Annotated in this window: 15 protein-coding genes; 13 read left to right on the plus strand and 2 right to left on the minus strand. The window is 69.2% G+C overall.

Annotated features, from left to right (window positions below; all coding sequences use genetic code 11):
* Nucleotides 1-88: 88 nt before the first annotated feature.
* The 8 genes from AA983_RS07030 (at nucleotide 89) to AA983_RS07065 (ending at nucleotide 5,565) form a co-directional block, all read left to right on the plus strand.
* Nucleotides 89-727 (plus strand): trimeric intracellular cation channel family protein, encoded by a 639-nt coding sequence (locus AA983_RS07030; protein ID WP_047311511.1) that lies wholly within the window; start codon nucleotides 89-91, stop codon nucleotides 725-727.
* The gene (locus AA983_RS07035) at nucleotides 724-1,833 is read left to right on the plus strand and encodes a ferrochelatase (RefSeq protein WP_047311512.1); all 1,110 of its coding nucleotides are present in this window, start codon (nucleotides 724-726) and stop codon (nucleotides 1,831-1,833) included. The genes AA983_RS07030 and AA983_RS07035 overlap by 4 nt, the downstream gene beginning before the upstream one ends.
* A 40-nt stretch (nucleotides 1,834-1,873) precedes the next feature.
* Complete coding sequence (locus AA983_RS07040) at nucleotides 1,874-2,743, plus strand: inositol monophosphatase family protein (protein ID WP_047311513.1); 870 nt, start codon at nucleotides 1,874-1,876, stop codon at nucleotides 2,741-2,743.
* A 98-nt stretch (nucleotides 2,744-2,841) separates the two neighbouring features.
* Nucleotides 2,842-3,138, plus strand: a complete 297-nt coding sequence (locus tag AA983_RS07045) for a DUF4193 domain-containing protein (protein WP_047311514.1) — start codon at nucleotides 2,842-2,844, stop codon at nucleotides 3,136-3,138.
* A 3-nt stretch (nucleotides 3,139-3,141) separates the two neighbouring features.
* Nucleotides 3,142-3,648 (plus strand): dUTP diphosphatase, encoded by a 507-nt coding sequence (gene dut, locus AA983_RS07050; protein ID WP_047311515.1) that lies wholly within the window; start codon nucleotides 3,142-3,144, stop codon nucleotides 3,646-3,648.
* 2 nt (nucleotides 3,649-3,650) lie between these two features.
* A complete protein-coding gene (locus AA983_RS07055; protein ID WP_047311516.1) occupies nucleotides 3,651-4,463 on the plus strand; it encodes a DUF3710 domain-containing protein in 813 nt (270 codons plus the stop codon).
* A complete protein-coding gene (locus AA983_RS07060; protein ID WP_047311517.1) occupies nucleotides 4,463-4,843 on the plus strand; it encodes a hypothetical protein in 381 nt (126 codons plus the stop codon). Before AA983_RS07055 ends, AA983_RS07060 begins: the two co-directional genes overlap by 1 nt.
* Complete coding sequence (locus AA983_RS07065) at nucleotides 4,840-5,565, plus strand: DUF3159 domain-containing protein (RefSeq protein WP_082128781.1); 726 nt, start codon at nucleotides 4,840-4,842, stop codon at nucleotides 5,563-5,565. The genes AA983_RS07060 and AA983_RS07065 overlap by 4 nt, the downstream gene beginning before the upstream one ends.
* A gap of 28 nt (nucleotides 5,566-5,593) precedes the next feature.
* Here AA983_RS07065 and AA983_RS07070 read toward each other — a convergent pair whose 3' ends face one another.
* Both AA983_RS07070 and AA983_RS07075 read right to left on the minus strand, forming a co-directional pair.
* Nucleotides 5,594-6,295, minus strand: a complete 702-nt coding sequence (locus tag AA983_RS07070) for a TrkA family potassium uptake protein (RefSeq protein ID WP_047311519.1) — start codon at nucleotides 6,293-6,295, stop codon at nucleotides 5,594-5,596.
* A gap of 10 nt (nucleotides 6,296-6,305) precedes the next feature.
* Complete coding sequence (locus AA983_RS07075; RefSeq protein ID WP_231579555.1) at nucleotides 6,306-6,995, minus strand: TrkA family potassium uptake protein; 690 nt, start codon at nucleotides 6,993-6,995, stop codon at nucleotides 6,306-6,308.
* 70 nt (nucleotides 6,996-7,065) lie between these two features.
* Between AA983_RS07075 and AA983_RS07080 the strand changes: the two genes are divergently transcribed.
* The 5 genes from AA983_RS07080 (at nucleotide 7,066) to AA983_RS07100 (ending at nucleotide 14,442) form a co-directional block, all read left to right on the plus strand.
* The gene (locus tag AA983_RS07080) at nucleotides 7,066-8,349 is read left to right on the plus strand and encodes a class I SAM-dependent RNA methyltransferase (RefSeq protein ID WP_082128782.1); all 1,284 of its coding nucleotides are present in this window, start codon (nucleotides 7,066-7,068) and stop codon (nucleotides 8,347-8,349) included.
* Nucleotides 8,350-8,569: 220 nt separating this feature from the next.
* Complete coding sequence (acnA, locus tag AA983_RS07085; protein ID WP_047311521.1) at nucleotides 8,570-11,380, plus strand: aconitate hydratase AcnA; 2,811 nt, start codon at nucleotides 8,570-8,572, stop codon at nucleotides 11,378-11,380.
* A 196-nt stretch (nucleotides 11,381-11,576) separates the two neighbouring features.
* Nucleotides 11,577-12,194, plus strand: coding sequence for an ECF RNA polymerase sigma factor SigK (gene sigK, locus AA983_RS07090; protein WP_369798768.1), 618 nt, complete (start codon nucleotides 11,577-11,579; stop codon nucleotides 12,192-12,194).
* Nucleotides 12,191-12,919 carry an anti-sigma factor domain-containing protein gene (locus AA983_RS07095; RefSeq protein WP_047311522.1) on the plus strand — a complete coding sequence of 243 codons (729 nt, stop codon included), beginning with the start codon at nucleotides 12,191-12,193 and terminating at the stop codon, nucleotides 12,917-12,919. The genes sigK and AA983_RS07095 overlap by 4 nt, the downstream gene beginning before the upstream one ends.
* Nucleotides 12,916-14,442 (plus strand): molybdopterin-dependent oxidoreductase, encoded by a 1,527-nt coding sequence (locus AA983_RS07100; RefSeq protein WP_047311523.1) that lies wholly within the window; start codon nucleotides 12,916-12,918, stop codon nucleotides 14,440-14,442. Before AA983_RS07095 ends, AA983_RS07100 begins: the two co-directional genes overlap by 4 nt.
* Nucleotides 14,443-14,515 lie beyond the last annotated feature (73 nt).

A 14,515-nucleotide genomic window follows, 5' to 3' on the forward strand; every position in this document is an offset into this window, starting at 1 on the left:
TCCGTTACCAGTTGTGTAGCCGCTACTGTGCCATTATCGCCCGCCTGATGCAGGGACGGCGCGCCGCCCGCGGTAACGTGTCGCTGCCATGGTGCTCACGCAAAGCGGCTCTCTGCAGCTCCTCCTCGACCTCATCGGCGTGTTCGTCTTCGCGCTCTCCGGTGGGCTCGTCGCCGTACGCAAGAGGCTCGACATCCTCGGCGTCGTCATCCTCTCCGGAATGGCCGGACTCGGCGGCGGTGTGCTGCGCGATCTGCTCATCGGTCAAACGCCGCCCGTCGGCGTCAGCGACTGGCGCCTCATGGGCGTCTGCGTCCTCGCGGGCCTGTGTGCGTTCACGCTCCACCCCGAGATGAGCCGTATCGCTCGACTCGTGCGCCTCCTCGACGCCGCCGGCCTCGCGCTGTTCTGCGTCGCAGGCTCGATCAAGGCCCTCGCCTACGGCGCCGGTGCGACGACGGCGATCTTCGTCGGCGTCCTCACCGCCATCGGCGGCGGCCTCATGCGCGACGTCATCGTCGGGCAGGTGCCCGAGGTGCTGCGCCGAGAGCTCTATGTCGTGCCGGCTCTGCTCGGCAGTTCGCTCGTCGTCATCGCGCACGAGACGCCGTACTACACGGTGCCCGTGCTCTGGGGCTGCGTCTTCGTCGCCTTCGCCCTGCGCATGATCGCCGTGGTGCTCGACCTCAATGCCCCTCAGCCCCTTCGAACTGGAGACCGGTCATGACCGACGCCAACCCGCTCGAACCGTACGACGCCGTCCTGCTCGCGTCGTTCGGCGGACCCGAGAAGCCCGACGAGATCATGCCGTTCCTGCGCCGCGTGACGGCCGGGCGCGGCATCCCCGACGAGCGTCTCGCCGAGGTGGCCCACCACTACGAGGAGCTCGGCGGGCGCAGCCCGATCAACGACCAGAACCGGGCCCTCATCGCCGCGCTGCGCGCCGAACTCGACCGTCGTGACATCACGACGCCGATCCTGTGGGGCAACCGCAACAGCGAGCCCTTCCTCACCGACACCCTGCGCGACGCCCACGGCGAGGGCATGCGCCGCATCGTCACCGTGACGACGAGCGCGTACGCCTCCTACAGCTCGTGCCGTCAGTACCGCGAGGACCTCGCGGCCGCGGTCAACACCCTCGAGGACGAGGGCCTCACGGGCTTCGAGATCGACAAGATCCGCCAGTTCGCCACCCACCCGTCCTTCGCACGGGCAAACGTCCGCCTCGTCACCGACGCCCTGCGTGAGTTCGCCGGGGTGCCCGACGAGCAGGTGCAGGTCGTCTTCGTCACGCACTCGATTCCGCTCGGCATGGACGACACCTCCGGCCCCGGCGACGGTGACGGCAACCTCTACTGGCAGCAGCACGACGAGCTGGGCGCCGCCATCCTCTCGGAGGCGAACGCAACGCTCTCGCGTGACCTCGAGGGCGCGCTCGTCTACTGCTCGCGTTCCGGCCCGCCGTCGCAGCCGTGGCTCGAGCCCGACATCAACGACCACCTCGAGCATCTCGCGGAGCGCGGCGTGACGCACGTCGTCGTCGCGCCGATCGGCTTCGTCTCCGACCACGTGGAGGTCGTCTACGACCTCGATACCGAGGCCGCCGAAACCGCCGAACGCCTCGGGCTCGTCATGCGCCGCGTGCCGACCGTGGGCACGGACGACGAGTTCGTGCACGGCCTCGTCGACCTCGTCGAGGAGCGCGCGGCCGAGGCCCGTGACGAGTCGCCCGAGTGCCCCGCGTGGCCGGGCGAGGCCATGCCGTCGATCTGCGCCCCGGGCTGCTGCCCGAACCTGCGCGCCGCCAAGCCCGCTCTGTGCGGTCGCGACTGAGGTCGTACCGTCAAAGCGCACCTTTGCGAAGGAGAACCCGATGGAACGCGACACCGACGCACCGCTCGCCCTGCCCGAGTGGCTGGACGCCGAGGAGCTCACTCGTCTGCGCGATCTCGCGACGGCCATGGCTGACGACGCCGCGCGCCTCGTCGTGACGGAACGCCCGCGTTCCCTCGGGGTCGAAGCGACGAAGTCGAGCGAGGTCGACGTCGTCACCGTCATGGACCAGCGCAGCGAGCAGTTGCTGCGCGAGCGCATCGACGCCGAGCGTCCCGACGACGCGATCCTCGGTGAGGAGGGCGGCGCGAGCGAGGGCACCTCGGGTCTGACGTGGGTCGTCGACCCCATCGACGGCACCGTCAACTACCTCTACGGTCACCCGTTCTTCGCGGTGTCCGTGGCTGTCTGCATCGGCGACACGACGCGTGAGGGCGCCTGGCTGCCCGTTGCGGGCGCCGTCAGCGCACCGTTGCTGGGGGAGACCTACGCCGCGGCCCACGGCCAGGGTGCCCACCTCGTCACGGCCGACGGACGACGCGAACCCCTCGTCGTCAGCGACTGCGAGCGTCTCGAGCTCGCTCTCGTCGGCACCGGTTTCGGGTACGAAGCGGCCAAGCGTGAAGAGCAGGGCGCTGCCGTCGCGCAGCTGCTGCCCAAGGTGCGTGACATCCGACGCGGCGGGTCCGCGGCACTCGACCTGTGCTTCGTCGCGTCGGGCCGGCTCGACGGTTACTACGAGTCCGGAATCAACGCGTGGGACCAGGCCGCAGGGCAGGTCATCGCCACCGAAGCACGCGCTGCGATCGGGGGCGCACCGGGCGGCGAGATGGGCAAGGCGATGGCGATCGCGACGGCTCCCGGCATCTTTGCCGACCTCACGGATTGCCTTTTCCCCGAGGCGCGCTAGTATGCGGGCACAAATCGGGTCATCCGCGCGTTGCAGCGGGGGATCAGCGGTGAGCGCCACAAGCGCGACGCCGCACACTCATCGAAGAAAGAGTACTGATGGCAACTGACTACGATGCCCCGCGCAAGAACGAAGACGACGTCAGCGAAGACTCGATCGAGGAACTGAAGTCCCGTCGGGTCGACAAGTCCTCGAGCAGCGTCGACGTCGACGAGACCGAGCACGCCGAAGGCTTCGAGCTTCCCGGCGCCGATCTGTCGGGTGAGGAGCTCTCCGTGCGCGTTCTGCCGCGCCAGGAGGACGAGTTCACCTGCAGCAAGTGCTTCCTCGTTCACCACCGCAGCCAGCTCGCTGAAGAGGACGGCGGCCTTCCGGTCTGCCGCGACTGCGCCTAAGGCATGGACAACGCACCGAGCAGCGACGACGACGGACATCTCACCGTCCCCATCCGACGCCTCGATCCGGGGCTGGAGGTGCCGACGTACGCCCACGCGGGTGACGCCGGTGCGGATCTGCGGGCACGGGTCGGCCTGACGCTCGCGCCCGGTCACCGCGCGCTCGTTCCCACGGGTATCGCCGTCGCGATTCCTGAGGGATACGCCGGCTTCGTCCACCCCCGATCGGGGTTGGCCGCTCGCCACGGCATCACCATCGTCAACGCGCCCGGTGTCGTCGACGCCGGCTACCGAGGCGAGATCCAGGTCAACCTCGTCAACACCGACAGCCGCGAGTCGTTCACCGTCTCCAGGGGGGACCGCATCGCGCAACTCGTCGTGCAGCGGGTGGAGAAGGCGACGTTCGTCGTCGTCGACGACCTCGACGACTCGTCGCGTGGCGCCGGTGGGCACGGTTCGACCGGCGGATTCGCGGCCACGCAGGCTCGCGCCGAGAAGGAGACTGACTGATCATGGCCATGTTCCGACGTAAGAAGGACGACGCAGCCTCGCAGGTCGAGGGCGACGAGAAGGTCGACCTCAGCGAGGACACCGACGAGACGGCCACCGAGTCGGCGGACGTGACGTCCGAGGAGCTCACCCCCGAGGAGCGCCGCCGCCGTTCGCGCCTGCGCCCGCGTGAGGACGTCGACCTCTCCAACGGCCCGTTCGACGTCGACGACGCCCCCGAGGGCGATCGCATCGACTTCGGTGCGCTGCTGCTCGCGCCCGGTGAGGACGTCGAGCTTCGCCTCGACGTCGACGAGAGCACGCAGGTGCTCACCGGCATGACCGCCGTCATCGGTGAGGGCGGTGCCTCTGCGGTTCAGCTGCAGGTTTTCGCCGCGCCCAAGACGAGCGGCATCTGGTACGGCATCCGCCGCGAGATCGCCGAGTCGATCCTCGCCGGTGGCGGCACGGCCGACGAGGTCGACGGCGACCTCGGCACCGAGCTGCACGTGCGCATGCCCAGCCAGGGCCCCGACGGCCGCACCACCTTCTCGCCGGCACGCTTCATCGGCGTCGACGGCCCGCGCTGGTTCCTGCGCGCCGTGCTGTCGGGCCACGCGGCCCTCGACGACGACGCCGCGGAGCGCGCCATGGAGTTCGTGCGCACCGTCGTCGTGCGACGCGGCGGTGAGGCACGCGCGCCGCGCGAACTGCTCGAACTCACCCTGCCGCCGGAGCTGCTCGCCCAGGTGCGCGAGCAGGAGCAGTCCGCCGGTGAGAGCGATCCCGCCGTCAGCCCGCTGGAGCGTGGCCCGGAGATTACCGAGACGCGCTGATGGAGCAGATGCTCGCGAAGCTGCGCGCCCGTTTCCTCCCCGGCCCGTCGGGGGAGGAAGAGGCCGCGGCCCAGCGAGCACGAGAGGCCTCCCGCTACGCCCTCGCGCCTGCTCGACGCCGGGTGAGGATCGAAGGGCGCGTCAGCGAGGTCACCGTCAGGCCGCGCTCCGAGAGTGTGCCCGACCTCGTTGTCGATCTCGACCCGTTCGACACCTCGGTCCAGCCCGCGTCGCTCGTCATGCTCGGTCGCCGTGAGGTCGTCGGTATTCACGTCGGCGCCGCGCTTGCCGTCGAAGGGCTCCTGACGACCGTGAAGAACCGGCCCACGATCTTCAACCCCGCCTACGAGCTCCTGCTCGAGAACGAGGAATCCCAGTGACCGAGAACCACCAGCCCCCGGCGAACACGGTCGAGGCCGTCATCCGCGAGCGCCTCGCCGTCGCGGTCGGCGGGTGGCGCGGATCGCTCGAGGCGGCATTGCCGACGGTCGCGTTCGTCGCGGTGTGGACCGCGACGAAGAACCTCAACCAAGCGCTCATTGCCGCGGCGGTCGTGCTCGCCGTCGCGCTCGTGCTGCGCCTCGTGCAGCGTCAGACGGTGAAGTTCGTCGTCGCTGCGGCGTTCGCCACGGCCTTCGCTGCGTTTCTCGCGAAGCGTTCCGGCAATGCGTCCGACGTCTTCCTGCCCGGTCTCATCCAGGCGGGCGTCATGCTCGCCATCAGCATTGCGTCGATCGTCGTGCGCTGGCCGCTCGTCGGTTTCATCGTCGCGGGCGGCGACCCGAACCTCAAGGACGACCCCACCGCGTGGCAGCGCAGCCGCGCCATGGTGAAGGTCTGCACGCGCCTGACGTGGGTGTTCGCGGCCCTGTTCGCCGTGCGCCTGGCCGTCATGCTGCCGCTCTACCTGGCCGACCAGGTGACGATTCTCGGCGTCGCCAAGATCGCGCTCGGTTGGCCGCTGTACCTCGCCGCCCTCGCCCTCATGGCGCTGTTGCTCCTGCGCGGTGAGACCCCGCTGGACACCCACGACGCGCTACTGCACGACGACCGCGAAGGCCACGAACGTCTCGAGCACGAGGCGCGCGAGCACGGCGCCTGACGCCGCTCGCCCGCAGTGCTGAGCGACCTCAGAAGTTGCGGTCGCTCAGGACCGTCTGCACCTCGTCGCGACGCCGTCCCGTGAGCTTCGCCGCGAGGGTGCGCTCGGCGTCACGCGTGGCGAGGAAGAGCAGTTCGTCGAGTGCCTGGAGGCTCTCCTCGGGCACCGGCGCCATCGGCAGTTGGTCGCGGATGATGCCGACGAGCACGCACTCCGGCGGAAGGGCGAGATCGGCCACGCTACTGCCGCAGTAGGGGGAGTCGAGGGGGAGCGTGAGCTCCACCATCGTGGCCTTGCCCTGCTGGAACTCGAAGAGGCGCACGAGGTCGCCGACGCTGACGGCCTCCTCGACGAGCGCCGTCATGAGGCGCGGGGTGGAGACGGCGACGTCGACGCCCCAGCCCTCGTCGAACATCCACTCGTTGCGCGGGTTGTTGACGCGGGCCACGGTACGCGGCACGCCGAACTCCGTCTTCGCGAGCAGGGAGACGACGAGGTTGACCTTGTCGTCACCCGTGGCGCAGACGACGACGTCGGCGTGCTCGAGCTGTGCCTCCTCGAGCGTGGCCACCTCGCACGCGTCTGCGAGGAGCCACGTGGCGTCCGGGATGGCCTTGACGCGCTCCTCGCGGGCGTACTTGTCGATGACGAGCAGGCTGTGTTCGTTGCTCAGCAGTTCGCGGGTGATGGATCGGCCGACGCTTCCGGCCCCGACGACGACGATGCGCATGACGTGCCTCTCAGTGCTCGCGCGCGAGCGGGTTCGTGAGGTCGGTGTGAGGGCCCTGCGAGAGCAACGCCTCGACGAGCTCCCGGCGGGCCGATTCGACGACGAAGTGCACGATGTCGCCCTCCTGGTGGACGAGGCCGGCGCGGGGCAGGATGCCGGTGCTCAGGCGCGAGACGTACGCGACGCGCGAGGCGGTGACCTGCTCGAGTTCGTCGTAGGCGTGCCCGATCCACGCGGTGTGGACGGGGATCTCGAGGATGGCCAGGGTGCCCGACTGATCGTGGTGCACCGCGGTGCTCTCCTGCGGCGCGATGCGCCGCAACACCTGGTCGGCGGTCCAGCGAACGGTGGCGACCGTGGGGATGCCGAGGCGCTGGTAGATCTCGGCGCGGCCCGGGTCGTAGATGCGGGCGACGACGCGCTCGACGCCGTACGTCTCGCGTGCCACGCGGGCCGAGAGGATGTTCGAGTTGTCACCGCTGGAGACGGCGGCGAACGCGAACGCCTCTTCGATGCCGGCGGCGACGAGCGTCTCGCGGTCGAAGCCGACCCCGACGATGCGGCGTCCGAGGAACGAGCTCGGCAGGCGGCGGAAGGCGGATTCGTCGCGGTCGACGATGGCGACGCTGTGGCCGGTGTCCTCGAGCGTGCGTGCGAGGGAGGAACCGACGCGGCCGCAGCCCATGATGACGTAGTGCACGAGGTGACCCTATCGAAGGTGAGGCCCTGCTGCGTTGCGTGTTCCGGGGCATCCGGGGAGGGTGAACGACATGGCAACGTCACGTTCTGCACCCGGTCGCCGCTCTGGAATGAACCGTCGCAAGGTCCGCAAGGGCCGCCCGATGGAGGGCGAACGGCTGGAACTCGCCGTCGAGGGCGTCGCGCACGGCGGGCACTGCGTCGCCCGCCACGAGGGCCGCGTCGTCTTCGTGCGGCACACGCTGCCCGGCGAGCGCGTCGTCGCGCGGATCACCGAGGGCACGAGCGAGTCGAAGTTCCTTCGCGCCGACGCCGTCGAGGTGCTCGACGCCTCGCCCGATCGCGTCCCCGCGCCGTGCCCGTTCTCCGGCCCCGGCATGTGTGGCGGCTGCGACTGGCAGCACGTCGCCCTGCCCGCGCAGCGCGCGCTCAAGACGCAGGTGGTGCGCGAGCAACTGCAACGCATCGCCAAGATCGACCTCCACGAGGTGGCCCCCGACTTCACCGTCGAGGAACTGCCCGGCCACCCCGACGGGCTGCGCTGGCGCACCCGCCTCGAACTCGCCGTCGACGACGGTGTTGCGGGCCTGCGCGAACACCGCTCACACCGGCTCGTCGAGATCGACGACTGTGTCGTCTCGGACGAGGGTTTCACCGCGGCGCTGCGTGACCGCTTCGACTCCTCGGTCGCGGGCCTCGACCTCGTGCGCCCCTCCGTCGGCGACATCGTCGGCATCGAGCTGCCGCAGCCCAAGGGCGAGAAGACCCCCGCGGTGCGCGAGATTGTCGACACCGCCCACGGCAGCGCCGAGTTCGACGTCAGCGCCCGTGGGTTCTGGCAGGTGCACCCGGCGGCTGCCTCCACGTTCCTCGACGTCGTCCTCGACGCCACCGACCCCCAGGAGGGGGAGCGGGCCGTCGACCTGTACTGCGGCGTCGGCCTGTTCACGCGCGCCCTCGCCGACCTCGTGGGCCCGAGCGGTTCGGTGCTCGGCGTCGAGGCGGATGCCGAGGCGATCGAGTACGCCCGCACGAACATGGGCGGAGCCCGCCACGTCGACCTCCTTGCGTCCGACGTGGCGAAGGCCAACCTCGGAACCGGCGCCGACGTCGTCGTCCTCGACCCGCCCCGTGCAGGTGCGGGCCGCGACGTCGTGGCGACGATCGCCGACCTCGCGCCCCGCGTCGTCACCTACGTCGCGTGCGACCCGGCCGCGCTCGCGCGTGACCTCGGCTACTTCGCCGAACGCGGCTACGACGTCGACGCTCTTCGCGGCTTCGACGCGTTCCCCATGACGCAGCACGTCGAGTGCATCGCGGTGCTGCGACCCCGCGGTGAGGCGAACGCATCCTGAGATCGTCGACATCGGGCTCGCCCACTGGGGCGACATGACGGGCTCGGCGACCTACGATCAAGGCAGGAGAACGGCCTCGGCAAGGGCAGGTGGCAAAGTTAGGTTTGCCTTTGCTGAGGGGCGTTCCCAGCGTGTGATTAAGTTATCTTGACGTCAAGATAAATGACGCGGGACGCGGGCCCGAGGGGCGCGCTCCCAGGCAACAGACGAAGGAGTCGGCGTGAGTCAGAGCACGGACAGCTTCGGAGCAAAGGGCACCCTTGAGGTTGGCTCGAACAGCTACGAGATCTACCGCATCAACACGGTCGAGGGCCACGAGACCCTGCCGTACAGCCTCAAGGTTCTCCTCGAGAACCTGCTGCGCACCGAAGACGGCGCGAACGTCACCAAGGAGCAGATCTCCGCTCTCGGTGGCTGGAACGAGAAGGCCGACCCGGACACCGAGATCCAGTTCACGCCCGCGCGCGTGATCATGCAGGACTTCACCGGTGTTCCCTGTGTCGTCGACCTCGCCACGATGCGTGAGGCCGCCGGTGAACTCGGCGGTGACACCAACAAGGTCAACCCGCTCTCGCCGGCCGAGCTCGTCATCGACCACTCGGTCCAGATCGACGCCTTCGGCACGAACGACGCGTTCGAGAAGAACGTCGAGCTCGAGTACGAGCGCAACAACGAGCGTTACCAGTTCCTGCGCTGGGGCCAGGGCGCCTTCGACGACTTCAAGGTCGTCCCCCCGGGCACCGGCATCGTCCACCAGGTCAACATCGAGCACCTGGCGCGCGTCGTCATGGAGCGCGAGGGCGTGGCCTACCCCGACACCTGCATCGGTACCGACAGCCACACCACGATGGAGAACGGCCTCGGCGTCCTCGGTTGGGGCGTCGGCGGTATCGAGGCCGAGGCCGCGATGCTCGGCCAGTCCGTCTCGATGCTCATCCCGCGCGTCGTCGGCTTCAAGATCACCGGTGAGATCCCCTCGGGCGTCACCGCCACGGACGTCGTCCTCACGATCACGCAGATGCTGCGCGAGCACGGTGTCGTCGGCAAGTTCGTCGAGTTCCACGGTGAGGGCGTCGCCTCCATCCCGCTCGCGAACCGCGCCACGATCGGCAACATGAGCCCCGAGTTCGGCTCCACCTGTGCGATCTTCCCGATCGACGACGTCACGCTCGACTACCTGCGCCTCACGGGCCGCAGCGACGAGCAGGTCGCCCTCGCCGAGGCGTACGCCAAGGAGCAGGGCATGTGGCTCGACCCGAGCGTCGAGCTGCGCTTCTCCGAGGAGCTCGAGCTGGATCTGTCGACGGTCGTCCCGTCGATCGCCGGCCCGAAGCGCCCGCAGGACCGCATCCTGCTGTCCGAGGCCAAGCAGCAGTTCGTCGCCGATCTCGACAACTACGTCGTCAACGGCAACAGCATCGAGGACAGCTCGGTCGACGAGGAGCTCGAGGGCACCTTCCCGGCGTCCGACTCGGTGAACACGAGTGCCGACCAGGTCTCCGACCCGCGTTCGGCCCCGACGAACTCGCCGATCTCAGGCAAGAGCGAGCGCCCCTCCAAGCCGACCACGGTCAACCGTGACGGTGGCAGTTTCGAGATCGACCACGGTGATGTCGCCATCGCCTCGATCACGAGCTGCACCAACACCTCGAACCCGTCGGTCATGCTCGCGGCCGGTCTTCTCGCGAAGAACGCCGCCGACAAGGGCCTCAAGGTCAAGCCGTGGGTCAAGACGTCGATGGCCCCGGGCTCGAAGGTCGTCACCGAGTACTACGAGAAGGCGGGCCTGTGGCCGGCGCTCGAGGCTCTCGGCTACCACCTCGTCGGTTACGGCTGCACCACCTGCATCGGTAACTCCGGCCCGCTGCCGGAGGATGTCTCCGCTGCGGTCAACGAGAACGACCTCGCCGTCGTCTCCGTCCTTTCGGGTAACCGCAACTTCGAGGGTCGCATCAACCCCGACGTGAAGATGAACTACCTGGCCTCCCCGCCGCTCGTCATCGCCTACGCGCTGGCCGGCACGATGGACTTCGACTTCGAGAACGAAGCCCTGGGTCAGGACAAGGACGGCAACGACGTCTTCCTCAAGGACATCTGGCCGAGCGCGCAGGACGTCGACTCGACGATCGCCTCCTCGATCAACCGCGACATGTTCCTCGAGCAGTACAAGGACGTCTTCGCCGGTGACGAGCGCTGGCAGGGTCTCGAGACCCCGGCCGGTGGCACGTTCGACTGGGACGACCAGTCCACGTACGTTCGCAAGCCCCCGTACTTCGAGGGCATGAAGATGGAGCTGACCCCGGTCACCGACATCAAGGGCGCTCGCGTGCTCGCCAAGCTGGGCGACTCGGTCACCACCGACCACATCTCCCCGGCCGGCAACATCAAGGCCGACAGCCCCGCGGGCAAGTACCTCGCCGAGCACGGCGTCGACCGCAAGGACTTCAACTCCTACGGTTCGCGCCGCGGTAACCACGAGGTCATGGTGCGCGGTACGTTCGCGAACATCCGCCTGAAGAACCAGCTCCTCGACGGCGTAGAGGGTGGCTTCACGCGCGACTTCACTAACAACGGTGAGCAGAACACGATCTACGACGCCGCGATGAACTACGCCGAGGCCGGTACGCCGCTCGTCGTGCTCGCCGGCAAGGAGTACGGTTCGGGCTCGTCGCGTGACTGGGCTGCGAAGGGTACGCGTCTGCTGGGCGTCAAGGCCGTCATCGCCGAGTCGTTCGAGCGCATCCACCGTTCCAACCTCATCGGCATGGGCATCCTGCCGATGCAGTTCCCGGCCGGTAAGACGGCTGACGACCTGGGTCTGGACGGCACGGAGACCTTCGAGATCACCGGCATCGAGGCCCTCAACGAGGGCACGACGCCGAAGACGGTCAAGGTTGTCGCCACGAAGGACGGCGGCGAGACGGTGGAGTTCGACGCGGTCGTCCGCATCGACACCCCCGGCGAAGCCGACTACTACCGCAACGACGGCATCCTGCAGTACGTGCTGCGCAACATCGTCAAGAGTGCGTGACGCGGTTACAGCAGGTAGCTGAACACCGTCGGCCCGGTTCCCTTCAGGGAGCCGGGCCGACGGCGTTGTCGACTTTCTCGGGTGAAGGCCGACCGGGACGGCGCTTCGGAAGAATGTGCGCGGTCCGACCCATCCGATCGCAGCTGGGCTTCGAACGCCGGGCATGAGGAACAACCAACGTCAGCAGGGGGAGTGAGTGCGGTTCACGTCATCCGCGCGTGCGGCCCGTGCCGCGTCGCTCGCTCCTGTGCCGGATCCGTCAGGTGCTCCGACGCGTGCTGAGGAACTCGTCCAACGTTGCGCGCGAGGTGATGACACCGCGTTCGCGCAGCTGTACGACGACACGAGTGCCCGCGTCTTCGGTCTCATCGTGCGCGTGCTGCGCGACCCGGCGCAGTCCGAGGAGGTTCTCCAGGAGACCTACCTCGACATCTGGCGCCACTCGGCTCGCTGCGACGCGAAGCAGGCGTCCGCCATGTCCTGGATGATGACGATCGCGCACCGGCGGGCCGTCGACCGGGTGCGTCACGCCGAGACGGCGAGCGCCCGGGAAGGGCGCTACGCCGTCGAACAGCGCGAGGTCGCGTTCGACTCGACGAGCGAAGCCGTCGTGAGCAGCCTCGAGGCCGAGCGCGTGCGGCGCGCGATGGCGACCCTCACCCCGGTTCAGCGCGAGGCGCTCGAACTGGCCTACTTCGGCGGACACACCCACACCGAGGTGGCCGCCCTGCTCGACCTGCCGCTCGGAACGGCGAAGACACGCATCCGCGACGGACTCATCCGCCTGCGCGACACCATGGGAGGTGAACGATGAAGCGCGACGTTCGACCGGGCGACGCCTACGGACTCATCGGTGCGTACGCGGTGGACGCCGTGACGCCCGAGGAGCGTGAGGCCGTTGAGGCCTACCTGCGCGATCACCCCGAGGCGCGCGACGAGGTGCGCTCCCTCCAGGAAGCCGCGGCAACGCTGCCCGCTCCCGAGATGACACCGCCTGCTCACGTGCGCAGCGAGCTCCTCGCTCAGGTGGCTCGCACCCGTCCGCTGCCACCCGTCGTGCCCGTCGCCGCGGAGCGTGCGAAGACGCCGCACGCGGCCCGGCGAGCAATTCTGTGGCTCGGTGCTGCCGCCGCAGCCATCGTCATCGCGGTGGCCGGGGTACGGATCGCGAGCGACGACGCCGGCTCCATGCCGGCACCAGTCGCGGAGGTCATGCACGCCGACGACGCCCGTGAGTCGGTCATCGACATGGGCGAGCACAAGATCACCGTCACCCGTTCGATGGGTATGGACAAGGCCGTCGTCACGTCGACGACGATGGGGCGCGCCCCGGACGGCATGGCGTACCAGATGTGGGTCAAGGACTCCTCCGGGAAGATGGTCTCCGGTGGCCTGCTGCCCGAGCCGGAGAAGGACGGGCTCATCGCCATGCCGTTGCACGGTGACGCCGGCACCGCCCGCGAGGTCGCCGTGTCGATGGAACCGGCCGGCGGTTCGGCCCAGCCGACCTCGAAGATGCTGGGTTCGGTGCAGCTGTGACGGCCGCGCACCTCGGCAAGGGGCAAGCAGCGTTCGTCGGCCTGGCTTCGACGATCGCTGGCGCGGGGGCAGGACACCTCGTCGCGGCGATCACGGGGCCGAGCTCTTCGCCGCCGTTCGCGGTCGGTTCGGCCGTTGTCGATGCGGCTCCGACGTGGCTGAAGAACTTCGCCGTGGCGACCTTCGGCACCGCTAACAAACCCGTCCTGCTCGCTTCCGTGGCGGTGGTCACCGGCCTGCTCGGCGCGCTCGCGGGGCTGCTCGCTCGGACGCGGCTCGTGCGCGGCGTTGCGCTGCTCGGTGTCCTCGTCGCGCTCGCCGGCCTTGCCGCGTGGGCCCGGCCGGGCGGGGGAGTCTTCGCCGTCATCCCGTCGCTCGCGACGGCCTTCGTCGGGGTAGGAAGCTTCGTGGCGGTGATGTCGTCGGCGTCCGGTTCGTCGAACATCGCGCCTGGCGTGGCCTCCGGTGACGTGACGCGCCGGACGATGCTGAGCGCGGGAGCCCTTGCCGGGCTCGGAGCCGTGGCCGCGGGCATGGGACAGAAGATCGGCTCGCAGGTGACGCAGATGGTGCGCGCCCTGCCGCGCCCGAGCCACTCGCTGCCCGCCATGCCGGCCGGGCTGGAGCGCACCGTGAGGGGAGTGACGCCGCTCGTCACCCCGAATTCGAACTTCTATCGCATCGACACCGCGCTCGTCGTGCCCAACGTCGACGCGGGCGGGTGGCGACTCGTCATCGACGGCGACGTCGAGAAGGAACTCGAGTTCACCTACGACGACATCCTCGCCATGCCGCTCGTCGAGGCCGACGTCACCCTCACCTGCGTGAGCAACGAGGTGGGCGGCGAGTACGCGGGCGGCGCCCGCTGGCTCGGCGTCCCGGTGCGCGACCTGCTCGCCAAGGCGCGTCCGCGCAGCGGCGCCGACCAGGTGCTCTCCGTCTCCGACGACGGGTGGACCTGCTCGACGCCGATCGAGGCCTTCCAGGACAAGAACCGTCAGGCTCTCCTAACCGTCGGGATGAACGGGGAGCCGCTGCCGCGCGAGCACGGTTTCCCCGCGCGTCTCGTGACGCCGGGCCTCTACGGCTACGTCGGGGCGACGAAGTGGGTGACGAAGCTGACGGTCACCACCTACGCCGAGCACCGCGCGTACTGGACCGACCGCGGCTGGAGCGAGAAGGGTCCGATCAAGCCCTCGACGCGCATCGACACACCCCGCGCCGGCCGCACCATCGACGCCGGACGCGTGGCGATCGGCGGCGTCGCGTGGGCCCAGCACCAGGGCATCGTCGGGGTCGAGGTGCAGATCGACGACGGCGAATGGCAGACGGCGAAGCTCGGCCCGAATGTCGGTATCGACTACTGGCGGCAGTGGTGGCTGTCCTGGGACGCGCCCAAGGGGCAGCACACGATCAAGGCCCGTTGCCGGTACGCCGACGGCAAGGTGCAGACATCGCAGGAAGCCGAGGTGACGCCCGACGGCGCCTCGGGATGGCACACCGTCTCGGTCGGTGTGAGGTAGGCCACACCCCGTCTCCCATCCATTCGGGTGAGAGGGCCGAATGCCTCATGCACACCGTTTGCGAGAGAGAAGG

The organism is Dermacoccus sp. PE3 (assembly GCF_001021715.1).
Classification (GTDB): Bacteria; Actinomycetota; Actinomycetes; order Actinomycetales; family Dermatophilaceae; genus Dermacoccus; species Dermacoccus abyssi.

What these genes read in the sequence shown, in the direction of transcription:
- AA983_RS07045 (WP_047311514.1), top strand. Translation starts at nt 2,842, where the DNA reads ATGGCAACTGACTACGATGCCCCGCGCAAGAACGAAGACGACGTCAGC.
- AA983_RS07095 (WP_047311522.1), top strand. Translation starts at nt 12,191, where the DNA reads ATGAAGCGCGACGTTCGACCGGGCGACGCCTACGGACTCATCGGTGCG.
- AA983_RS07040 (WP_047311513.1), top strand. Translation starts at nt 1,874, where the DNA reads ATGGAACGCGACACCGACGCACCGCTCGCCCTGCCCGAGTGGCTGGAC.
- dut (WP_047311515.1), top strand. Translation starts at nt 3,142, where the DNA reads ATGGACAACGCACCGAGCAGCGACGACGACGGACATCTCACCGTCCCC.
- AA983_RS07055 (WP_047311516.1), top strand. Translation starts at nt 3,651, where the DNA reads ATGGCCATGTTCCGACGTAAGAAGGACGACGCAGCCTCGCAGGTCGAG.
- AA983_RS07060 (WP_047311517.1), top strand. Translation starts at nt 4,463, where the DNA reads ATGGAGCAGATGCTCGCGAAGCTGCGCGCCCGTTTCCTCCCCGGCCCG.
- AA983_RS07080 (WP_082128782.1), top strand. Translation starts at nt 7,066, where the DNA reads ATGGCAACGTCACGTTCTGCACCCGGTCGCCGCTCTGGAATGAACCGT.
- AA983_RS07030 (WP_047311511.1), top strand. Translation starts at nt 89, where the DNA reads ATGGTGCTCACGCAAAGCGGCTCTCTGCAGCTCCTCCTCGACCTCATC.
- AA983_RS07035 (WP_047311512.1), top strand. Translation starts at nt 724, where the DNA reads ATGACCGACGCCAACCCGCTCGAACCGTACGACGCCGTCCTGCTCGCG.
- AA983_RS07070 (WP_047311519.1), bottom strand. Translation starts at nt 6,295, where the DNA reads ATGCGCATCGTCGTCGTCGGGGCCGGAAGCGTCGGCCGATCCATCACC.